The 19,286-nt window shown below is 72.5% G+C and carries 19 protein-coding genes; 5 read left to right on the top strand and 14 right to left on the bottom strand.

All coding sequences use genetic code 11. The annotated features are described in order from the left end of the window. The 3 genes from ACZJYS_RS07005 to ACZJYS_RS06995 all read left to right on the top strand — a co-directional run. On the top strand, positions 1-687 hold a 687-nt coding region (locus ACZJYS_RS07005), incomplete at its 5' end, for a PQQ-binding-like beta-propeller repeat protein (RefSeq protein WP_493176746.1). Between the two features lie 109 nt (positions 688-796). Further along, positions 797-2,134, top strand: a complete 1,338-nt coding sequence (gene der, locus ACZJYS_RS07000; protein ID WP_109516804.1) for a ribosome biogenesis GTPase Der — start codon at positions 797-799, stop codon at positions 2,132-2,134. 110 nt (positions 2,135-2,244) lie between these two features. Then, positions 2,245-3,597: a hemolysin family protein gene (locus ACZJYS_RS06995; RefSeq protein WP_379632716.1), complete on the top strand. Its 1,353-nt coding sequence runs from the start codon at positions 2,245-2,247 to the stop codon at positions 3,595-3,597. 51 nt (positions 3,598-3,648) lie between these two features. Here ACZJYS_RS06995 and ACZJYS_RS06990 read toward each other — a convergent pair whose 3' ends face one another. Then, on the bottom strand, positions 3,649-4,710 hold the full coding sequence (locus ACZJYS_RS06990; RefSeq protein ID WP_379649962.1) for an aspartate-semialdehyde dehydrogenase: 1,062 nt from the start codon (positions 4,708-4,710) through the stop codon (positions 3,649-3,651). A gap of 268 nt (positions 4,711-4,978) precedes the next feature. Between ACZJYS_RS06990 and ACZJYS_RS06985 the strand changes: the two genes are divergently transcribed. Continuing rightward, positions 4,979-5,458: a GNAT family N-acetyltransferase gene (locus ACZJYS_RS06985; protein ID WP_493176742.1), complete on the top strand. Its 480-nt coding sequence runs from the start codon at positions 4,979-4,981 to the stop codon at positions 5,456-5,458. 24 nt (positions 5,459-5,482) lie between these two features. Here the strand turns inward: ACZJYS_RS06985 and ACZJYS_RS06980 are convergent, their stop codons facing one another. The 13 genes from ACZJYS_RS06980 to rpsF form a co-directional block, all read right to left on the bottom strand. Next, positions 5,483-6,202, bottom strand: coding sequence for an SDR family NAD(P)-dependent oxidoreductase (locus ACZJYS_RS06980; RefSeq protein WP_109516996.1), 720 nt, complete (start codon positions 6,200-6,202; stop codon positions 5,483-5,485). 8 nt (positions 6,203-6,210) lie between these two features. Then, positions 6,211-7,698, bottom strand: coding sequence for an amidophosphoribosyltransferase (purF, locus tag ACZJYS_RS06975; RefSeq protein WP_379649959.1), 1,488 nt, complete (start codon positions 7,696-7,698; stop codon positions 6,211-6,213). Between the two features lie 28 nt (positions 7,699-7,726). Then, positions 7,727-8,329, bottom strand: coding sequence for a CvpA family protein (locus ACZJYS_RS06970; RefSeq protein ID WP_493176739.1), 603 nt, complete (start codon positions 8,327-8,329; stop codon positions 7,727-7,729). 19 nt (positions 8,330-8,348) lie between these two features. Beyond that, positions 8,349-9,797 carry a DNA repair protein RadA gene (gene radA / locus ACZJYS_RS06965; RefSeq protein ID WP_109516810.1) on the bottom strand — a complete coding sequence of 483 codons (1,449 nt, stop codon included), beginning with the start codon at positions 9,795-9,797 and terminating at the stop codon, positions 8,349-8,351. A 58-nt stretch (positions 9,798-9,855) separates the two neighbouring features. Beyond that, complete coding sequence (locus tag ACZJYS_RS06960; protein WP_379649955.1) at positions 9,856-10,629, bottom strand: ABC transporter ATP-binding protein; 774 nt, start codon at positions 10,627-10,629, stop codon at positions 9,856-9,858. Continuing rightward, positions 10,626-11,411: an MlaE family ABC transporter permease gene (locus ACZJYS_RS06955; RefSeq protein ID WP_493176733.1), complete on the bottom strand. Its 786-nt coding sequence runs from the start codon at positions 11,409-11,411 to the stop codon at positions 10,626-10,628. The genes ACZJYS_RS06960 and ACZJYS_RS06955 overlap by 4 nt, the downstream gene beginning before the upstream one ends. A 15-nt stretch (positions 11,412-11,426) precedes the next feature. Further along, a complete protein-coding gene (gene alr, locus ACZJYS_RS06950) occupies positions 11,427-12,554 on the bottom strand; it encodes an alanine racemase (protein ID WP_493176731.1) in 1,128 nt (375 codons plus the stop codon). After that, positions 12,535-14,052 carry a replicative DNA helicase gene (locus tag ACZJYS_RS06945; protein ID WP_109516814.1) on the bottom strand — a complete coding sequence of 506 codons (1,518 nt, stop codon included), beginning with the start codon at positions 14,050-14,052 and terminating at the stop codon, positions 12,535-12,537. The genes alr and ACZJYS_RS06945 overlap by 20 nt, the downstream gene beginning before the upstream one ends. A gap of 132 nt (positions 14,053-14,184) precedes the next feature. Continuing rightward, the gene (locus tag ACZJYS_RS06940) at positions 14,185-15,501 is read right to left on the bottom strand and encodes a class I SAM-dependent methyltransferase (protein ID WP_493176727.1); all 1,317 of its coding nucleotides are present in this window, start codon (positions 15,499-15,501) and stop codon (positions 14,185-14,187) included. Between the two features lie 175 nt (positions 15,502-15,676). After that, positions 15,677-16,246, bottom strand: a complete 570-nt coding sequence (rplI, locus tag ACZJYS_RS06935) for a 50S ribosomal protein L9 (RefSeq protein WP_493176725.1) — start codon at positions 16,244-16,246, stop codon at positions 15,677-15,679. A gap of 16 nt (positions 16,247-16,262) precedes the next feature. After that, positions 16,263-17,189 (bottom strand): DUF2232 domain-containing protein, encoded by a 927-nt coding sequence (locus tag ACZJYS_RS06930; protein WP_493176723.1) that lies wholly within the window; start codon positions 17,187-17,189, stop codon positions 16,263-16,265. A gap of 48 nt (positions 17,190-17,237) precedes the next feature. Beyond that, positions 17,238-17,519, bottom strand: a complete 282-nt coding sequence (gene rpsR, locus ACZJYS_RS06925; RefSeq protein ID WP_109516818.1) for a 30S ribosomal protein S18 — start codon at positions 17,517-17,519, stop codon at positions 17,238-17,240. 6 nt (positions 17,520-17,525) lie between these two features. After that, on the bottom strand, positions 17,526-17,999 hold the full coding sequence (rpsF, locus tag ACZJYS_RS06920; protein ID WP_109516819.1) for a 30S ribosomal protein S6: 474 nt from the start codon (positions 17,997-17,999) through the stop codon (positions 17,526-17,528). Between the two features lie 305 nt (positions 18,000-18,304). On the opposite strand from rpsF, the gene fabD reads away from it, so the two are divergent. Then, positions 18,305-19,261: an ACP S-malonyltransferase gene (gene fabD / locus ACZJYS_RS06915; protein WP_109516997.1), complete on the top strand. Its 957-nt coding sequence runs from the start codon at positions 18,305-18,307 to the stop codon at positions 19,259-19,261. The last annotated feature ends 25 nt before the right edge of the window (positions 19,262-19,286 follow it).

The following is a 19,286-nucleotide window of genomic DNA, read 5'->3' as shown; positions in this document are numbered from 1 at the left end:
GGCCTCTCGGCGCAGGACGGCAAGCGGCTCTGGGCCTATCGCGCGCAGCCGACCACGGCGGTGCCGCTCGGCCTGCCGGCGCCGGCGGTGGAGGGCGAGTTCGTCGTCGCCGGCTTCCCCTCGGGCGAGCTGGTGGCGCTGCGGCCCGAGGATGGCCGCGTGCTCTGGACGGAGAGCCTGGCCGGGCAGGGCCTGCGCGGCCTGGGCGACATCTCCGGCGTGCGCGGCCTGCCGGTGATCCACCAGGGCCGCGTCTATGCCATGGGCATGGGCGGCACCTCGATGGCGGTGGACCTGCGCTCCGGCCGCCGGCTGTGGGAGCGCGAGGTGGGCGGCACCGCCAGCCCCGTCGCCGCGGGGGAATGGCTGTTCCTGGCGGGCGCCAATGGCGAGCTGCTGGCGGTGGGGCGCGAGGATGGCCGCATCCGCTGGATCAGCGAGCTGAACGCGCCCGCGCCGGGCCAGAAGAAGCAGGACCCGGCCTATTTCGCCACGCCCATCCTGGCGGGCGGGCAGGTCGTGCTGCCCGGCAGCGGGGGCGAGGCGCTGCTGGTCGATCCGGCGGAGGGGCAGGTGGCGGGCCGTCTGCGCCTGCCCGGCGGCACGCTGCTGCCGGGCGCCGTGGCGCAGCAGACCCTGGTGCTGCTGACCGATGACGGCACCCTCGTCGCCTATCGCGGCGGCTGAGATCCAGGCCCGGGGGGGCGGTTCCCCCCGGTGTCTCGGCGGGCGGGGGGCCGGCATGCGCCGCAACATGGTTTCGCCGGGGCGCGATCTGCTCTAAAGCGGCGGTATCATGCTCCCCCGTATCGCCATCATCGGCCGGCCCAACGTCGGCAAGTCCACGCTGTTCAACCGCCTCGCGGGGCGGAAAATCGCCATCGTGGACGACACGCCGGGCGTCACCCGCGACCGCAAGGAGGTCGAGGCGCGCATCGGCGGCCGCCCCGTGCTGCTGCTCGACACGGCGGGGCTGGAGGAGGCCCCGCCCGACACCGTGGCCGGCCGCATGCGCGCCAGCTCCGAAGTGGCGGTGCGGCAGGCGGATCTGGTGCTGTTCGTCATCGACGCCCGCGCCGGCATCACCCCCTCCGACCGCGCCTTCGCCGCCTGGCTGCGCCGCCAGCCCGCCCCCGTGCTGCTGGTCGCCAACAAGACCGAGGGGCGGGGCGGCGGCATGGCCGCCTACGAGGCCTATGAGCTGGGACTCGGCGACCCCGTCGCCATCTCGGCCGAGCATGGCGAGGGCATCGCCGACCTCTACACCACGGCGCTGCCGATGCTGCCGGAGGAAGAGGACCCCGAGGTGCGGGACCGCGACCGGCCGCTGCGGCTGGCCATCGTCGGCCGCCCGAATGCCGGCAAGTCCACCCTGCTGAACGCCCTGCTGGGCGAGGAGCGCATGATCACCGGCCCCGAGCCCGGCCTGACGCGCGATGCCGTGGCGGTGGAGTGGATCGACGAGACGGGCGGCAAGGTGCGGCTGGTGGACACCGCCGGCATGCGCAAGAAGGCCCGCATCATCGAGAACCTGGAGCAGATGTCGGTGGGCTCCACCATCGCCGCGCTGAAGGAGGCGGAGGTGGCCGTGCTGGTGCTCGACGCCCTGCTAGGGATGGACGAGCAGGACCTCCGCATCGCCCGCCTGGCCGAGCGCGAGGGCCGCGCCGTGGTCATCGCGCTGAACAAGTGGGACGCGGTGGAGGACCGCACCGCCGCCCGCCGCGCGCTGGACGACGTGCTGATGGCCTCGCTGGCGCAGCTCAAGGGCGTCAGCGTCGTCACCCTCTCGGCGATCACCGGCAAGAACGTGAACCGGCTGATGCCTGCCGTGCGCGAGACGCTGGAGCGCTGGAACCGCCGCATCCCGACCGGCGAGCTGAACCGCTGGTTCGAGGCCGCCGTGGCCCGCCACACCCCGCCGCTGGTCGATGGGCGGCGCATCAAGCTGCGCTACGCCACCATGCCCAAGGCGCGGCCGCCGACGATCGCCGTGTTCGGACCCCGCGCCGAGGACCTGCCGGAGGATTACCGGCGCTACCTCGTCAACAGCTTCCGCGAGGCGTTCGACATGCCGGGCGTGCCGATCCGCCTGCACGGGCGCGGCGGCAGGAACCCCTTCGTCGAGGAATGAGGCCACGCGCCGCCACCGCATCGTCATGCGGGGGGGGCGGCGCAAAGGGCCACGGCCTGTGGCATCCTGCCGGCGACGTGTGACACCGTGCTGACCGGAAGGCCCCTCCCGTGGATATCCTGCTCGCCCTGCTGCTGATCCTCCTGCTGAGCGGGGTGGGTGCCCTCATCTCGCTCTCGGAGATCGCCTTCGCGGCGGCGCGGGAGACAAGGCTGCGCCTGCTGGCCGATGGTGGCGAGGCCCGCGCCACCCGCTTCCTGGCGCTGCGCCAGGATCCGGCGGCGGTGGTCACGGCGCTGCAGATCGTGGTCAACGCGCTCGGCGTGCTGGGCGGCGTGCTGGGCGAGGGGGCGCTGACGCCGGTGCTGACCCCCGCGCTGGAGCGCCTCGGCGCCGGGGAGTGGGCCGCGCCCGCCGCCTCGGCCTTCTCCTTCGTCACCGTCACCACCCTGTTCGTGATCTTCTCCGACCTGGTGCCGAAGCGGGTGGCGATGATGCAGCCGGAGCGCATCGCCGTGCTCACCGGCTGGTTCCCGGCGCTGGCGGTGCGGCTGCTGCGGCCGCTGGTCTGGGTGTTCTCGGGGCTGGCGGATGCGCTGATGCGGCTGCTCGGCCTGCCCACCGCCGTGGTGCACGAGACGGTGACGCCCGAGGAGCTGCGCGCCACCCTGGCCGCCGGCGCCGAATCGGGCGCGCTGGACGCCGCCGAGCACCGGCTGATCGAGAACGTGCTGGCGCTGCGCGAGCGCACCGTCACCTCCGCCATGACCCCGCGCGACGAGATCGTCTTCCTCGACCTGAAGGAGACGCCGGAGGCGTGGCGCGAGAAGGTGCGGCGCCAGCCCTATTCCCGCTACCCCGTCTGCGATGGCGGGCTGGACCATGTGGTGGGCTACACCCGCGCCGAGGACGTGCTGGCCGAGGTGCTGCAGGCCGGCGTCGGCGCGCTGAAGCCCGAGTCGCTGAAGCCGGACACCACCAAGCCCGGCGCCGCCGCCCCCGGCCCGATGCGGCGGGACGTGCCCTCGGTGCCCGAGACGCTGGACCTGTGGGAGGTGCTGGCGCAGTTCGAGGCGCAGAAGGCGGGCTTCGCGCTGGTGGTGAGCGAGTACGCGGTGGTGACCGGCCTCGTCACCTACAAGGACGTGCTGGCGGCGCTGGTGGGTGGCCTGGCCGACCCCTTCGAGGAGCGTGCCATCCTGAAGCGGGACGCCGATTCCTGGCTGGTGGACGGCATCGCGCCGATGGCCGATGTCTCCGTGGCGCTGGGCACCGAGGCGCTGCCGGTGGATGGCCCCTACCACACGGCGGGCGGCTTCGTGATGCACCGGCTGCGCCGCGTGCCGCGCAAGGCGGACAAGGTGGAGGCGGCCGGCTTCGTCTTCGAGGTGGTGGATGTGGAGGGTTTCCGCGTGAACCAGCTCCTGGTCACCCGCGTCCTGACTCCCGACCCGGAAAACTGACAGAAAGAAGAGGGAGGTCCGGGGGAATTCCTTCCCCCGGCCTTCACCCCCTCACCGGGGCAGCAGCGCCTCGGCGATCTGCACCGCGTTGAGCGCCGCCCCCTTCAGCAGCTGGTCGCCCACGACGAACAGGCTGAGCGAGCGGCCCGAGGGGTCGCCGCTGTCCGGCCGGATGCGGCCCACCAGCACGTCGTCCTGCCCCGAGGCGTCGCTCGGCATGGGGAAGTAGTTGCGGGCGCGGTCATCCACCAGCTTCACGCCCGGGGCGGCGGCGAGCAGGGCGCGGGCTTCCTCGGCGGAGACCACCGTGTCGAACTCCACCGTCAGCGCCATGCCGTGCGCCCGCAGCACCGGCACGCGGATGCAGGTGATGCCGATGGGCAGCGCCGGCGTGCCCATGATGCGGCGCGTCTCGGCCACCACCTTGGTCTCCTCGCCGTTGTAGCCGCTCTCCGGGTCCATCTCGGCGTTGTGGCTGAACAGGTTGAAGGCGTAGGGGTGCGGCAGCACCTTCGGCTCGAAGCTCTCGCCGCGCAGATGGGCGGCGGTGGATTCGCGCAGCTCCTCCATGGCCGCCGCCCCGGCGCCGGAGGCCGCCTGGTAGGTGGCCGCGTGCAGGCGGCGGATGGGGTGCGCCCGGTGCAGCGGCGCCAGCGCCACGGTGGCGATGGCGGCGACGCAGTTGGGGTTGGCGATGATGCCGCGGTGCTGCGCGATGGCGGCGGCGTTCACCTCCGGCACCACCAGCGGCACGTCCGGGTCCATGCGGAAGGCGGAGGAATTGTCCACCACCACGGCGCCCGCCTTCACGGCGGCGGCGGCGTAGCGCTTGGAGACGCCGGAGCCGGCGGAGAACAGCGCCAGGCCCACGCCCTCGAAGCTCTCCTCGGTGAGGGCCTCGACCGGCAGCTCCTCGCCGCGGAAGGTCATGGTGCGGCCGGCGGAGCGGGGGGAGGCCAGCAGGCGCAGGCGGGAGAGCGGGAAGTTCCGCGCCTCCAGGCAGTGCAGCAGCTCGACGCCGACCGCGCCGGTGGCGCCGACGATGGCCACCACGGGGCTGGCGGCCACGTTCAGGTGCGGCTGGGCTTCGGCGGGGTCTTGAAGGGTGAGCATGGGGTCTCTGTCCGGTGGTGCCGGGAGAGACGGGCGCCGGCGTGTCCGGCTTTGGCCCCGTCCGTCTCCGGCGGGGCCTTCTGGTGATTTATGCTGCGGCGACCCGCGCATGCACCAGAGGACGCCCCGCCGGAGCGGTCGTCTTGGTAATGCGCTTGATGATGATCGGGGCGAACATGCTGCGTATTTCGCCCCGGAACCCCCTGTGCGTCAAGATGGCGCGAGGCCGAGGGGGCGGTACTGCCCCCGCAAGGAGGAAAGAGCCGGCATGACCATCGAGATCGTCAGCCTGAACCGGCGGCCGGATCTGGCCCCGCAGGTGGCCACCTGGCTGTGGGAGGCCTTCTGGCGGGCGCAGGGGCACGGCCCGGAGGCGGTGATGGCGATGCTGGCCCTGCCGCAGGCATCGCCCGCCCTGCCGCAGAGCCTGGTGCTGCTGGCGGAGGGGCGGCCGCTCGGCACCGCCTCGCTGGCGGCGGGCGACCTGGAGGCGCGGCCGCTGCTGACGCCCTGGCTCGCCGGCCTCTACGTGGTGCCGGAGGCACGCCGGCAGGGCCATGCCAGCCGGCTGGTGCGGGCGGTGCAGGCCCTGGCGCAGGAGCAGGGGGCGGCGACGCTGTGGCTCTACACGGGTTCGGCCGAGCGGCTCTACACGCGGCTCGGCTGGGTGTGCGAGGAGCGGCTGGCGCATGGCGCGGGCGAGGTCGCGCTGATGCGCCGCGCGCTGGCGCCGCTCACCGGAGCGTAGCGGCGCCCCCAGGCGGCGGCCCCTTCAGCGGCGGAACAGCACCGTCTCGCCCTGGCGCGTCTCGGCGGGCATGCAGAGATCGGCCAAGGCGGGGGCGACATCGGCCGGCTGGGCGATGGTGGCGGGGTCCTCGCCCGGCATGGCCTGGGCGCGCATCTTGGTGGCCACCACGTCGGGGTCGAACAGGTTCACCCGCAGGCGGCTCTCCGCCACCTCCATGGCCCAGGTCTTCACCAGATGCTCCATGCCGGCCTTGGTGGCACCGTAGGGGCCCCAATAAGGCTTCGGGCGCTGCACCCGGCCGGTGGTGACGAACACCGCCCGGCCCGCCGGCGCCGCGCGCAGCGGCGGGTCGCAGGTGCGGATCAGCCGCCAGGTGGCGTTCATGTTGACGCCGACAAGCTGCGTCCAGTCGCGCGGCTGGATATGCGCGACGGGCGTCAGGCTGCCCAGCGCGCCCGCCACATGGGCCAGGATGTCGAGCCGGCCGAAGCGCTCCACCAGGGAGGGGCCGAAGCTGTCGATCTTGTCGGCTTCCTTGCCCGCCAGGTCGAAGGGCAGCAGCGTGGCGCTGCCGCCTTCCGCGCGGATGGCGTCATCGGTTTCCTCGAGGCCGCCCTGGGTGCGGGCCACCAGCACGCAATGCGCGCCGCGCCGGGCCAGCTCCAGCGCCAGCGCGGCACCGAGGCCGCGGCTGGCGCCGGTGACGAGGGCGACCTGGCCGGCCAGCGGCTTCCCCGCCATCGCCGCGCTCACTGGCCGTTTGCCGCCAGCAGCGCGGGCACGCGCTCGGGGTGGCCTTCCAGGTCGGTCAGCGGAATGGCGTAGTCGCCGGTGAAGCAGGCGTCGCAATAGCCGGGGTTGCCGGCGTCGCGCTTCGCATGGCCCAGGGCGCGGTAGAGCCCGTCGAGAGAGATGAAGGCCAGGCTGTCGGCGCCGATGATGCGGGCCATCTCCTCCACATCGTGCTTGGCGGCCAGCAGCTTGTCCCGCTCCGGCGTGTCGATGCCGTAGAAGCAGGAATGCGTCGTCGGCGGCGAGGAGATGCGCATGTGCACCTCCTTGGCGCCGGCCTGCCGCACCATCTCGACGATCTTCCGCGAGGTGGTGCCGCGCACGATCGAGTCGTCCACCAGGATGACGCGCTTGCCCTCGATCATCGGCCGGTTGGCGCTGTGCTTCAGCTTCACGCCGAGGTGGCGGATCTGGTCGGTCGGCTCGATGAAGGTGCGGCCGACATAGTGGTTGCGGATGATGCCGAGCTCGAAGGGGATGCCGCTCTCGGTGGCGTAGCCCATGGCGGCGGGCACGCCGGAATCCGGCACCGGCACGATCACGTCGGCCTCGACATGGCTCTCGCGCGCCAGCTCGGCGCCGATGCGCTTGCGCGTGCCATAGACGGGCGTGCCCTCCATGACGGAGTCGGGACGGGCGAAGTAGATGTACTCGAAGATGCAGAAGCGGCTCTGGCCGCGGCCGAAGGGCTTGATGCTGCGCAGCCCGCCATTGTCGATGACGACGATCTCGCCCGGCTCGACGTCGCGGATGAACTCGGCGCCGACGATGTCGAGGGCGCAGGTCTCGCTGGCCAGCACATAGGCGCCGCCCTCGCCCTCGCCGAGGCGGCCGAGCACCAGCGGGCGCACGCCCATCGGGTCGCGCGCGCCGATCAGCGCGCCGTCATGCAGCGCCACCAGGGAGTAGGCGCCCTGCACCTGCTTCAGCGCGTCGATCAGCCGGTCCACCACATTGGCGTAGAGGCTGATGGCGATGAGGTGGACGAACACCTCCGAATCGGTGGTGCTCTGGAACAGGCAGCCGCGGCGGACGAGCGCGCGCTTCAGCGTGGCGGCGTTGGTCAGGTTGCCGTTGTGCGCGACGGCGAGGCCGCCGAACTCGAAGTCGGCGAAGAGCGGCTGCACGTTGCGCAGCGCCGTCTCGCCCGTGGTGGCGTAGCGGTTGTGGCCGACGGCGCAGCGGCCCTTGAGGCCGGCCATCACCTTCACGTCGCCGAAGATGTCCCCCACCAGGCCGAGGCCGCGATGGGCGTGGAAGGCGCCCGCCTCGGAGAGGGTGACGATGCCCGAGGCCTCCTGCCCACGGTGCTGCAGGGCGTGCAGGCCGAGCGCGGTCAGCGCCGCCGCGTCCGTGGCATTCCAGACGCCGAAGACGCCGCATTCCTCATGGAAGCCGTCGTCTTCATCCCAGGGATTGGTGGAGGGCAGGGGCTGCATCGGCATCCTCGTTACCGGCCTCGGGCCGGCGTGCTCATGTCCGGCCTCTGGCCGGGGGTCGCAGCAGCTCGTCCATGCTGGGCATGCTGCGCTGCGGCAGGTCGGGAAGTCGCGGGCGATACTCCGGTGGCAGGCGCGAGACAAGCGCCGCCGCCGCATCCGCCACCACGGGCAGGGTCCGCGCCTCGCGCACCGGCTCCGGCCAGCGATCCACGGCGGGGAGGAACAGCCCGCCCACGATATAGGCGAGGACCACCAGGAAAGCACCCCGTGCGAGGCCGAACACCATGCCGAGGGCGCGGTCCAGACCCCCGAGGACGGAGTCCCGCACCCGGTTGGCGAACCAGGCGATGAGCAGCTTCAGCACCAGAAGCGCCAGCAGGAAGGCGCCGCCGATGGCGATCAGCTCGGCCAGCCATTCGGGCTGGATGTAGCCCACGGCCAGCGGCCGCAGCCCCGGCAGGATGGTGATGGCGAACAGGGCCGCGCCGATCCAGGCGCCGACGCCCAGCACCTCGCGCACCAGGCCGCGGAAGAAGGCGATGAGCGCCGAGAGGGCGAGCACCGCGAGGACAATGCCGTCCACCCAGGTCATCGGGGGCAGCGTATAGCCAAGCACCGGGCGGGAGTCACGCAATGGCGGCGGCGGGTGGCTCTCATTCCGCCGCCGGCTTCTCCGCCTTCTCGGGGGCCCTCTCCCTGGCCTTCTCCTTTTTCGCCGGCGCGGCGGCGGCGAGCGGCGCCACGAGGTCGGCCAGATGGCCGATCTCGGCCAGGCGCAGCCCGTCATGCGCGGCGGCCGCGCGGCCGCCGCGCGCCACGCGGCGCGGCAGCATGGCGGCCAGGAAGCCGAGCTTGGCGGCCTCGCGCAGGCGCAGGTCGGTCTGCGCCACCTGCCGCACCTCGCCCGAGAGGCCGACCTCGCCGAAGAACACCATGCCCGGATCGGTGGGGCGGTCGGTCGCGGCCGAGACCAGGGCGGCGGCGACCGCGAGGTCGGCCGCCGGCTCGTTGATGCGCAGGCCCCCGGCGATGTTCAGGTAGACATCGTTCTGCCCGAGGCTGACGCGGCAGCGGGATTCGAGCACCGCCATCAGCATGGCCAGCCGCCCCGAATCCCATCCCACCACCTGCCGCCGCGGCGAGCCGCCCGAGGCGGAGGGGGAGAGCAGCGCCTGGATCTCCACCAGCACCGGCCGCGTCCCCTCCATCCCCGCGAAGACGGCACTGCCGGAGATGTTGCCGCGCCGCTCGGCCAGGAACAGGGCGGAGGGGTTGGCCACCTCCATCAGCCCACGGTCCGTCATCTCGAAGACGCCGATCTCGTCGGTGGCGCCGAAGCGGTTCTTCACCGCGCGCAGGATGCGGAACTGGTGGCCGCGGTCGCCCTCGAAGTAGAGGGTGGCGTCCACCATGTGCTCCAGCACGCGCGGGCCGGCCAGCGTGCCTTCCTTGGTGACATGCCCCACCAGCACCACGGCGAAGCCGCGCGTCTTGGCCAGCCGGGTCAGCTCGGCGGCGCAGGCGCGCACCTGGCTCACCGTGCCGGGGGCGGAGTCGAGGCTGTCCAGCCACACTGTCTGGATCGAGTCGACGATGACGAGGGTGGCCTCCTTCTCCTCCTCCAGCGTCGCCGCGATGTCACGCAGGCTGGTGGAGGCGGCGAGGCCGAGCGGGCTTTCCGAGAGGCCGAGGCGCAGCGCCCGCAGCCGCACCTGGTCGATCGCCTCCTCGCCCGAGATGTAGAGCACCCGCCGCCCGGCGCTGGCGATGCGCGCCGCCGCCTGCAGCAGGATGGTGGACTTGCCGATGCCCGGGTCGCCACCCACCAGCACCACCGAGCCGGGCACGAAGCCGCCGCCCAGCACGCGGTCCAGCTCGGCCATGCCGCTCTCGGTGCGCGGCGGCGGCGCGGCACGGCCCTTGAGGCTGACGAATTCCACCCGCCGGCCGCCGGCCGACTTGCCGGCGGGGCCGGGGGCGCGGACCTCCACCACCTCCTCGGTCAGGGTGTTCCATTCGCCGCAGGAATCGCAGCGGCCCTGCCATTTGGGCGCGATGGCGCCGCAGCTCTGGCAGACGAAACGGGCGGTGGGTTTGGCCATGCCCCCTATATGGGGCAAACCGGGAACGAAGGGGAGGGGGCGGGCCCCACCCCTGGCCCTACTTGCGCAGCTCCATGGTGATCGGCCCCTCGCGGGAGCCGTTGGCGAACTGGTCCACCATGGCGTTGCCGCTGTGGCCGAGCGTGGCGGCCGGGCCGGTCCAGACGATGCGGCCCTTGTGGATCATCGCCGCCGTGTCGCCGATGCGGCGGGCGCTGGCCATGTCGTGGGTGATGGAGACCGCCGTGGCGCCGAGGCGCTTGACGCAATCCACGATCAGCCCGTCGATCACCGCGCCCATGATGGGGTCGAGGCCCGTCGTCGGCTCGTCGAAGAAAATGATCTCCGGCTCGGCGGCGATGGCGCGGGCCAGGCCCACGCGCTTCTGCATGCCGCCCGAGAGCTCGGAGGGGGAGAGGTCGCCGACGCTGGCGGCCAGCCCCACCTGGGCCAGCACCTCGGCCGCCTTGTCCCGCGCCTTCGCGCGGGTGATGCGCTTCTGCGCCAGCAGCTTGAAGCAGACATTCTCCCAGACGGGCAGGCTGTCGAACAGCGCGCCGTTCTGGAACAGCATGCCGATGCGGTCGTTCAGCGCCTCGCGCTCGCGGCGTGGCATGGCGAGCACGTCGCGGCCGTCGATCTCGATGCTGCCGGCATCGGGCGTGATGAGGCCGAGGATGCACTTGATGGTGACCGACTTGCCCGAGCCGGAGCCGCCCAGGACCACCATGCCCTCGCCGGCCGCCACGTCGAGATCGACGCCATCCAGCACCGTCTTGGCGCCGAAATGCTTGGTCAGGCCGCGCAGGCGGATTTTCGGGGTGCTGCTCATGAGCCGAAGAACGCCGCCGTCAGGATATAGTCCAGCGCCAGGATGAGGATGGAGGAGGAGACCACCGCCGTGGTGGTGGCAGCCCCCACGCCCTGCGCGCCGCCGCGGCTGGTGTAGCCGCTGTAGCAGCCCATCAGCGTGATGACGAAGCCGAACACCGCCGCCTTCACCAGGCCGGAGATGACGTCCATCGGCTGCAGGAAGTTCAGGGTGGAGGTGAGGTAGGAGGCGGAGGTGAAGCCGAGCTGCGCCGTGCCGATCAGCCAGCCGCCCATGACGCCCAGGATGTCGGCGATGACCACCAGCAGCGGCATGGCGATGGTGCCGGCCAGCAGGCGGGGCGCCACCAGGTACTTCATCGGGTTGGTGGAGAGGGTGGTGAGCGCGTCGATCTGGTCGGTGACGCGCATGGTGCCGATCTCGGCGGCAAAGGCGGCGCCGATGCGGCCCGCCACCATCAGCCCCGCCAGCACCGGCCCCAGCTCCCGCGTGATGGAGAGCACCACCACATTGGCGATGGCGCTCTCCGCGCCGAAGCGGGAGAAGCCGGAATAGGATTGCAGCGCCAGCACCATGCCGGTGAACACCGCCGTCAGCGCCACCACCGGCAGCGAGAAATAGGCGATCTCGACGAAGGCGCGGCCGATCAGCCGGGGATAGAAGGGCGGGCGGAGGATGTGCGAGACGCCCTCCAGGGCGAACAGCACCACCGCGCCGAGGACGCGGCAGGCGCCGAGCACGCCGCGCCCGATGGCGGCCAGGACGTTCAGGATCAGGGTCAAGTCAGCCGCGCCGCTTCATGCCGCCGCGCCGGAAGGCCGGCCTGGCTCGAGGTGGCGCCGCCGGTAGCGGGCGCCGAGGGAAGTGAGAATCTCGTAGCCGATGGTGCCGGCGAGCGCCGCCACCGCATCCGGCGTCTGCGCCGGGCCGATCAGCTCGACCCTGTCGCCCAGCCGGGCTTCCGGCACATCCGTCACGTCGAGAGTGATGAGGTCCATCGATACCCGGCCCACCAGCGGCACAGGGCGACCGGCGAGAATGCCGATGCCCCGGCTGGACAGGCTCCGTAGGTAGCCATCGGCATAGCCCGCGGCAATGGTGGCGATGCGGCTTTGCCGCAGCGCGGTCCATGTGGCGCCGTAGCCGACCGTGGCGCCGGCCGGCACGTCGCGCAGCTGCAGGATGGGAATGGTGAGGCGCAGCACCTGCCGCATCGGGTTCGGCCGGCCCGGCGCCGGGTTGATGCCGTAGAGGGCGCAGCCGGGGCGGGCGAGGTCGGAGGCGAAGTCCGGCCCCAGGAACAGGCCGGAGGAATTGGCGAAGCTGGCCGGAACCCCCGGCAGCGCCGCCCGCGCGGCGGCGAAGCGCACGGCCTGGGCGGCGTTCAGCGGATGCGCCGGCTCGTCGGCGCAGGCCAGGTGGGTCATCACGTAGCGCAGGCCGAGGCCCGCGAGGCCGCCCAGCCCCGCCAGCTCGGCGGCGTTGACCCCGAGCCGCTCCATGCCGGTGTCCACATGCAGGATGGCGCCGCGCAGCCCCGCGGCGCGGGCCGCCGCCACATCCTCGGGCGTGTTCAGCACGGGGGTGAGGGCCGCGCCCGCATCGGCGCCGGGCGGGAAGCCGCCCAGCACGGCGATCATCGGGCCGTGGCCGAGGGCCTCCCGCAGCGCCAGCCCCTCGGAGAATTGCGCGACGAAGAAATGCCGGCAGCCGACATCAGCCAGGACGCGCGCCACGGGAGCGGCGCCAAGGCCATAGCCATCCGCCTTCACCACGCCCGCCACCGGGCCGGAGGGGTGCCGCGCGCCGAGGTCGCGCCAGTTGGCGGCGATGGCGCCGAGATCGACCACCAGCTCGCCCGCGAAATCCGCCGCGGCGCGGGCCGGGAAGGCGGCGGCTTCCGCCTCAGTAATCGCTGCCGCCATGCATGTCCCCGTGCACGATGTCGAGATCGCCGAAGCGGGTGAACTCCGCCTCGAAGAAGAGCGGAATGGTGCCGGTGGGGCCGTGGCGCTGCTTGGCGACGATCAGGTCGGCGCGGTTGTAGGCCTTTTCCATGCGGTCCTTCCAGCTGGCCAGGGCCGCCTCGTACTTCTCGGCGTTGTCGAAGTTGGTCTGCTTCGGCTCCTGCATCTTCAGGTAGTAGTCGTCGCGGTAGACGAACATCACCATGTCGGCATCCTGCTCGATCGAGCCGGATTCGCGCAGGTCCGAGAGCTGCGGGCGCTTGTCCTCGCGGTTCTCCACCTGGCGGGAGAGCTGCGAGAGGGCGATGACCGGCACCGCCAGCTCCTTGGCGATGGCCTTCAGCCCCTGGGTGATCTGGCTGATCTCCTGCACCCGGTTCTCCGGCTTGCTGCCGGCGGCGGGGCGCATCAGCTGCAGGTAGTCCACCACGATCAGGTTGAGGCCGCGCGTGCGCTTGAGGCGCCGGCAGCGGGTGCGCATGGCCGAGATGGTGATGGCGGGCGTGTCGTCGATGAACAGCGGCAGGCGGGCGAGCTCGCGGCTGACCTCGACGAAGCGGTCGAAGTCGCGCTGCTGGATCTCGCCGCGGCGGATGCGGTCGCCCGAGACGCGGCTCTCCTCGGAGAGGAGGCGGGTGGCGAGCTGGTCGGCGCTCATCTCCAGCGAGAAGATGGCGCAGCCGCCCTTCGGCACCGCGCCCGGCCCGTGCTCGTCCTCGGCGTCGCGCAGCAGGGACTTGGCGGCGCCGAAGGCGACCTTGGTGGCCAGCGCCGTCTTGCCCATGCCGGGGCGGCCGGCGAGGATGACGAGGTCGGAGGGGTGCAGGCCGCCGGTCTTGGCATCCAGGTCGCGCAGGCCGGAAGGCAGGCCGGAGACGCCGCCGCCGCTGGTGAAGGCCTTCTCGGCCATGCTCACCGCATCGGTCAGCGCCCGGCTGAAGGTGACGAAGCCGCCCTCCGAGCCGCCATCCTTGGCGAGGTCGAACAGCGCCTGCTCGGCCGCCTCCAGCTGCTCGCGCGCCTCCAGCTCGGCATCGGCGCCGAAGGCGCGGTTCACCACCGTCTCGCCGAGGTCGATCAGCTGCCGGCGCAGCCAGCAATCATGGATGACCTTGCCGTACTCGCCGGCATTGATGATGCCGACCATGGCGCCGAGCAGCTTGGCCAGGTAGCCGGCGCCGCCCACTTCGTCGAGCAGGCCGGAATGCTCGAACTCGGCGCGCAGCGTGACGGCGTCGGCCAGCTGGCCGGCCTCGATGCGGCGCTGGATGGCGGCGAAGATGCGGCCGTGCAGGGCATCGGCGAAATGCTCCTGCGCCAGGAATTCGGAGACGCGCTCATAGGCCTTGTTGTTGGCCAGCAGCGCGCCGAGCAGGGCCTGCTCCGCCTCCAGGTTCGAGGGTGGCAGGCGCTGCGAGAGGCCGAGCACTTCGCCGGGCGGGGGTACGCTGTTCATGGGGCCAATCTAGCCCCTCCCGCCCGGGCTGTGCGAGGCCCGGGCTGTGGATAGCGGGGATGATACGCGGCTGTCACCGGCAGGACACGGCGGCGGCGGCAGCCCCGCCAGCGATTCCTCCTGCCGGCCCCTTCAGCCCTTGCGCCGCAGGCTGACCGGCGAATCGTGCCGTTCCGCCCCCGGCTCCGCCGGGCCGGCGGCCTCGGCCGGGTGGCGCGCCCGCGCCTCCGCCTCGGCCTGCGCCATGTAGTCCCGGGTCAGCGGCAGGGTGCCGACGTCGCGGGTGAGCTGCAGCTGCCAGTTCATGTGCCCCATGCGGCGGAAGGCCAGCTCCGAGCCCACGAGGTAGAACTCGAACATGCGGCAGAAGCGCTCGTCATAGAGGCTCTGGATGGCGTCGCGGTTGGCGGCGAAGCGGCGGCGCCAGTGGGCGAGCGTCTGCGCGTAGTGCAGGCGCAGGATCTCGATATCCGTCACCCAGAGGCCGGACCGCTCCGCCGCCGGCAGCACCTCGGAGAGGGCGGGGGAGTAGCCGCCGGGGAAGATGTACTTGCTGATCCACGGATTCGTGCTGCCCGGCCCGTCGCTGCGGCCGATGGCGTGCACCAGCGCCACCCCGTCCGGCTTCAGCGCCCCCTTCAGGGTGCGGAAGAAGCGGCGGTAATGGTCGATGCCGACATGCTCGAACATGCCGACCGAGACGATGCGGTCCACCGGCCGGGTCCAGTCCCGGTAGTCCATCAGCTCGAAGCGGACGCGGCCGTCCAGCCCCGCCTCGGCGGCGCGGCCGCGCGCCACCGCCAGCTGTTCGGTGGAGAGGGTGATGCCGGTGACGCGCGCCCCGTGCTCCCGCGCCAGGTGCAGCGCCATGCCGCCCCAGCCGCAGCCGATGTCCAGCACCTCGAGGTCAGGCCGGTCGAGCTTCAGCTTGGCGGCGATGTGGCGCTTCTTGGCCAGCTGCGCCTCCTCCAGCGTCTCCTGCCCGGTGGCGAAGTAGGCGCAGGAATACTGCCGGTCGCGGTCGAGGAAGAGGGCGTAGAGGCGGCTGTTGAGATCGTAGTGGTGCGCCACGTTGCGGCGCGCGCGGCCGGCGGGGTTGAGCTGGTCGATGTGCCGGCGCAGCCAGCGCAGCTTCTCCATCAGCGTCTCGGCCGGGTGGCCATGCGCCATCATGTTCAGCACCAGCAGGTCCGCCAGCGCGTAGAGGGAGCAGTCCAGCGGCGCGATCTCGCCATCCATGTAGGCCTCGCCGAAGCCCAGGCCGGGATTCAGCAGCAGCCGGCGCAGCGCGCGGGGGGTGCGGATGTGCATGCCGGCCACAAGGCCGGCCCGGGGGCCGCCGTCGCCCGGGCCATCGGTGCCGCGATAAAGGCGCATCCGGCCATCCGGATAGCGGACCGTCAGGGTCCCGCAGCGGATCATGCGGGACAGAACGCGATCGAACAGCATCGTCCGAGCCCTCCATCAACCCCAGCGGCGAAATGGTTGGGTCTCCTTCGCTGACCTGTCCAGTCACGCGGACGGGAGCGGGACAATGCGGAAGCGGGCCGGAAACGCAGAAAGGGCGCCCCAGGGGGCGCCCTTTCCGGTTTCCATCCTCCGGCCGGCAGGCCGGGGGGCGGGATCAGTCCTCGCTCGCGGCGCCCAGCTCGGACAGCTCGGCGGCCAGCTCGGCCTCCAGGCTCTCCTCCTCGGCCTGCTGCTCGGCGCGCAGGTCCTCGCCGCGCGCCTGCTTGTCGGCCTCTTCGACCGAGCGGGCGACGTTGACGGTCAGCGGCAGGAGCACCTCCGGGTGCAGCTCGACGCGGACGGTGGTGAGGCCCAGCGTCTTGATCGGCTGCTCCAGCAGCACCTGGCTGCGGGAGACGGTCAGGCCGGCTTCCTTCGCCGCGTCCGCGATGTCGCGGCCGGAGACGGAGCCGTACAGGCCGCCGGACTCGCCCGCCTGGCGGATGATGACGACGGTGAGGCCGTCCATCCGCTCGGCGATGCGCTCGGCTTCCTCGCGGCGCTTCAGGTTCTGCGCCTCGAGCTGGACGCGCTCGCGCTCGAAGCGGGCGAGGTTGTCCTTGTTGGCGCGGATCGCCTTGCCCTTGGGCAGCAGGAAGTTGCGGGCGTAGCCCGGGCGGACCTTCACCAGCTCGCCCATCTGGCCGAGCTTGTCGACCCGCTGCATCAGGATGACTTCGATCATCGGTGTAACCCCGATCTCACATGTTGGCGGGCGGGTTGCGGCGCCCGTACTGTTCGAGGAGGCCGAGCGCCACAAGGATCAGGGCGCCCGGCAGGCTGAAGACGAGAAGCAGGACATAGAGCAGGATCAGCAGCGGCAGCCGGAAGCTGACGCGCGCCAGCCGCGTGTGCATGGCGGCCAGCCCCTGCAGCAGCAGCGGCACGGAGAGCACCAGGCACAGCGACAGCGGCAGCAGCTCCGCGGCCGGGTCGGCCAGCAGCCAGGCCACCGCCGCGAGCGCCGGCAGCGCCGGGTACCAGCGCGGCAGCCGGGCGGCGCGCCAGCGCGGCGCCGGCGCGAGCGCCAGGCCGCGCCGCTGCAGGAAGCCCTGCGCGCCAGCGGCGTTGGCCAGCAGCGCCAGGCCGATCCACAGCGCCAGCGCCGCCGCCTTCAGCCGCACGATCTGGTCCACCACCGCATCCGGCGCCTCGGCGCCCATGCGGTCCAGCCCGATCTGCACGGCATTGCGCAGCGCGGCCTCCAGGCCACCTTCCGCGCCGGCCAGGAAGGCGGCCAGCAGCGTCAGCAGCGCCGGCCACAGGCCGAGCAGCACCAGCGGCAGCGTCAGGTCGATGCGCGGCCCGGGCTGCAGGCCGCTGCCCAGCAGCAGCATCGCCGGCACGCCGTAGACGCCGAGCCAGAGCAGCACCGGCAGCAGGCCCGGCGTCACCAGCAGGAGGCTGAAGGCGCCGACCGCCACCGCGATGCCCATGGCGGCCCGGCCGAAGCCGAGGCCCGCCAGGAACAGCGGCAGCGGCGAGAGCCAGAACAGCCCCATGCCCACCGGCAGGCCGTGGAACGCCCACAGCGCCGCGAAGGCCGAGACGAGCCCGCCCGCCGCCCCCGCCAGCAGGCGGGGGTCGTTGGTCAGGCCGGTCCGGGAGGTGCCCCGAGGGTCGCTCATGGCCGCGGCGCCGATCCGTCGCTCAGTCCGTCATCCCGTCCGCTGCGCTCAGTCGTTGATGACGTAGGGCAGCAGGGCCAGGAAGCGGGCGCGCTTGATGGCGTTGGCCAGCTCGCGCTGCTTCTTCCCCGACACGGCGGTGATCCGGGAGGGGACGATCTTGCCGCGCTCGCTCAGGAAGCGGGAGAGCAGGCGCACGTCCTTGTAGTCGATCTTCGGCGCGTTGGGCCCCGAGAACGGGCAGGACTTGCGGCGGCGGTAGAACGGCCGGCGGGCGCCCACGGCGGGGCGGCGGGCGGCGATGTTCACGTCGGTGTTGGTCTCGGACATGATCGATTACTCCTCGCCGCCAGCGTTGTCGGAATCGTCGCGCGAGCGGGCGCGATACTCCTCGCGGTCGTCGTTCCGCTCGCGGCGGCCCGACGAGAAGCGGCCGGCGGCCGGGCGGGGGCCGCGGAAGCCACGGTCGCGCTCACGGTCGTCGCCACGCTTGGCCAGGATGGCGGACGGCGCCTCGGCGTCGATCGCCTCGACGCGGATCGTCATGTGGCGCAGCACGTCCTCGTTGAGGCCGAGCTGACGCGCCGCCTCCTGCTCGGCGGCCGCCGGGCAGTCCAGGCCGAGGAGCATGTAGTGCCCCTTGCGGTTCTTCTTGATGCGGTAGGCCAGGCCCCGAAGGCCCCAGTATTCCCGCTTCTTCACCTCGCCACCGGCTTCGGTGATGGTCGTGGCGACCTGGTCGGCGATGGCCTCGACCTGCGCCTGCGTCAGGTCGTTACGTGCGATGAGCACGGTCTCATACAGCGGCATGGGATCTCCCTGTGGCTGTCTCAGCCCGGGGCCGCACCGACCCATGCCGGAGGGCGCAAACGGGCATAGCCGGGCGCGATGCCTCGCGCGCCCGGCAGGGGAGGCGGCGTAGACCACATTCCGGCGCCCGAGTCCAGGGCCAAGCGCCCGCCGCGGCGTTGCGGCGTTGACAGCCCCGTGCCGCCCCGTTACCCCGCGCGGCTTCACGGACCATTCATGGACCGGGCCCTGGGGGCGTGGCGAGCCGGATGCCCGGCGCCTCGCCGCCCATGACGCCAAGAATGCATGAGGACGCCAGCACCGCCATGTCGATCGCCTTCGTCTTCCCCGGCCAGGGCAGCCAGGCCATCGGCATGGGCCGAGAGCTGGCCGAGGCCTTCCCCGCCGCCCGCGAGGTGTTCGAGGCGGTGGACGAGACGCTGAAGCAGAGCCTCAGCCGGCTGATGTTCGAGGGGCCGGCGGAGGAGCTGACGCTGACCGCCAACGCCCAGCCCGCGCTGATGGCCGTGAGCATGGCCGTGCTGCGGGTGCTGGAGCAGGAGGGCGGCTTCGTCCTCAAGGAGCGGGTGGCGCTGGTCGCCGGCCACTCGCTCGGCGAGTACAGCGCGCTGGCCGCCGCGCAGACCTTCGACGTGCCCACCGCCGCCCGCCTGCTGCGCCTGCGCGGCGAGGCGATGCAGAAGGCGGTGCCGGCCGGCATGGGCGCCATGGCCGCGCTGCTCGGCGCCGAGATGGCCCAGGCGCAGGAGATCTGCGCCCGCGCCGCCGAGACGCCGGAGGGCGCCACCGAGGTGGTCGAGGCCGCCAACGACAATGGCGGCGGCCAGGTGGTGATCTCCGGCCACCGCGGCGCGGTGGAGCGCGCGGTGGCGCTGGCCAAGGAGGCCGGCATCAAGCGCGCCATGCTGCTGCCCGTCTCCGCCCCCTTCCACTGCGCGCTGATGGCTCCCGCCGCCGACGCCATGGCCGAGGCCCTGGCGCTGGCCGAGCTGCGCCCGCCGCTGGTGCCGGTGGTGGCCAACGTCACCGCCGCCAAGGCGACCGACCCGGTCGAGATCCGCGAGCTGCTGGTGCGGCAGGTGACCGGCACGGTGCGCTGGCGCGAATGCGTGGCCACCATGGCCGGCCTCGGCTGCGACCGCTTCGTCGAGATCGGCGCCGGCAAGGTGCTGACCGGGCTGATGAAGCGGCTGGCGCCCGAGGCGCAGGCGATGTCGGTGGGCGGGCCCGCCGAGATCGAAGCCTTCCTCAAGACCCTCTGACGGCCCGCGTCCCGGGAAGGAGCTG

The organism is Roseomonas sp. TS2 (genome assembly GCF_058833935.1).
Note: the sequence above shows the minus strand (reverse complement) of the source record. Positions and strands in the feature narration are given on the sequence as shown.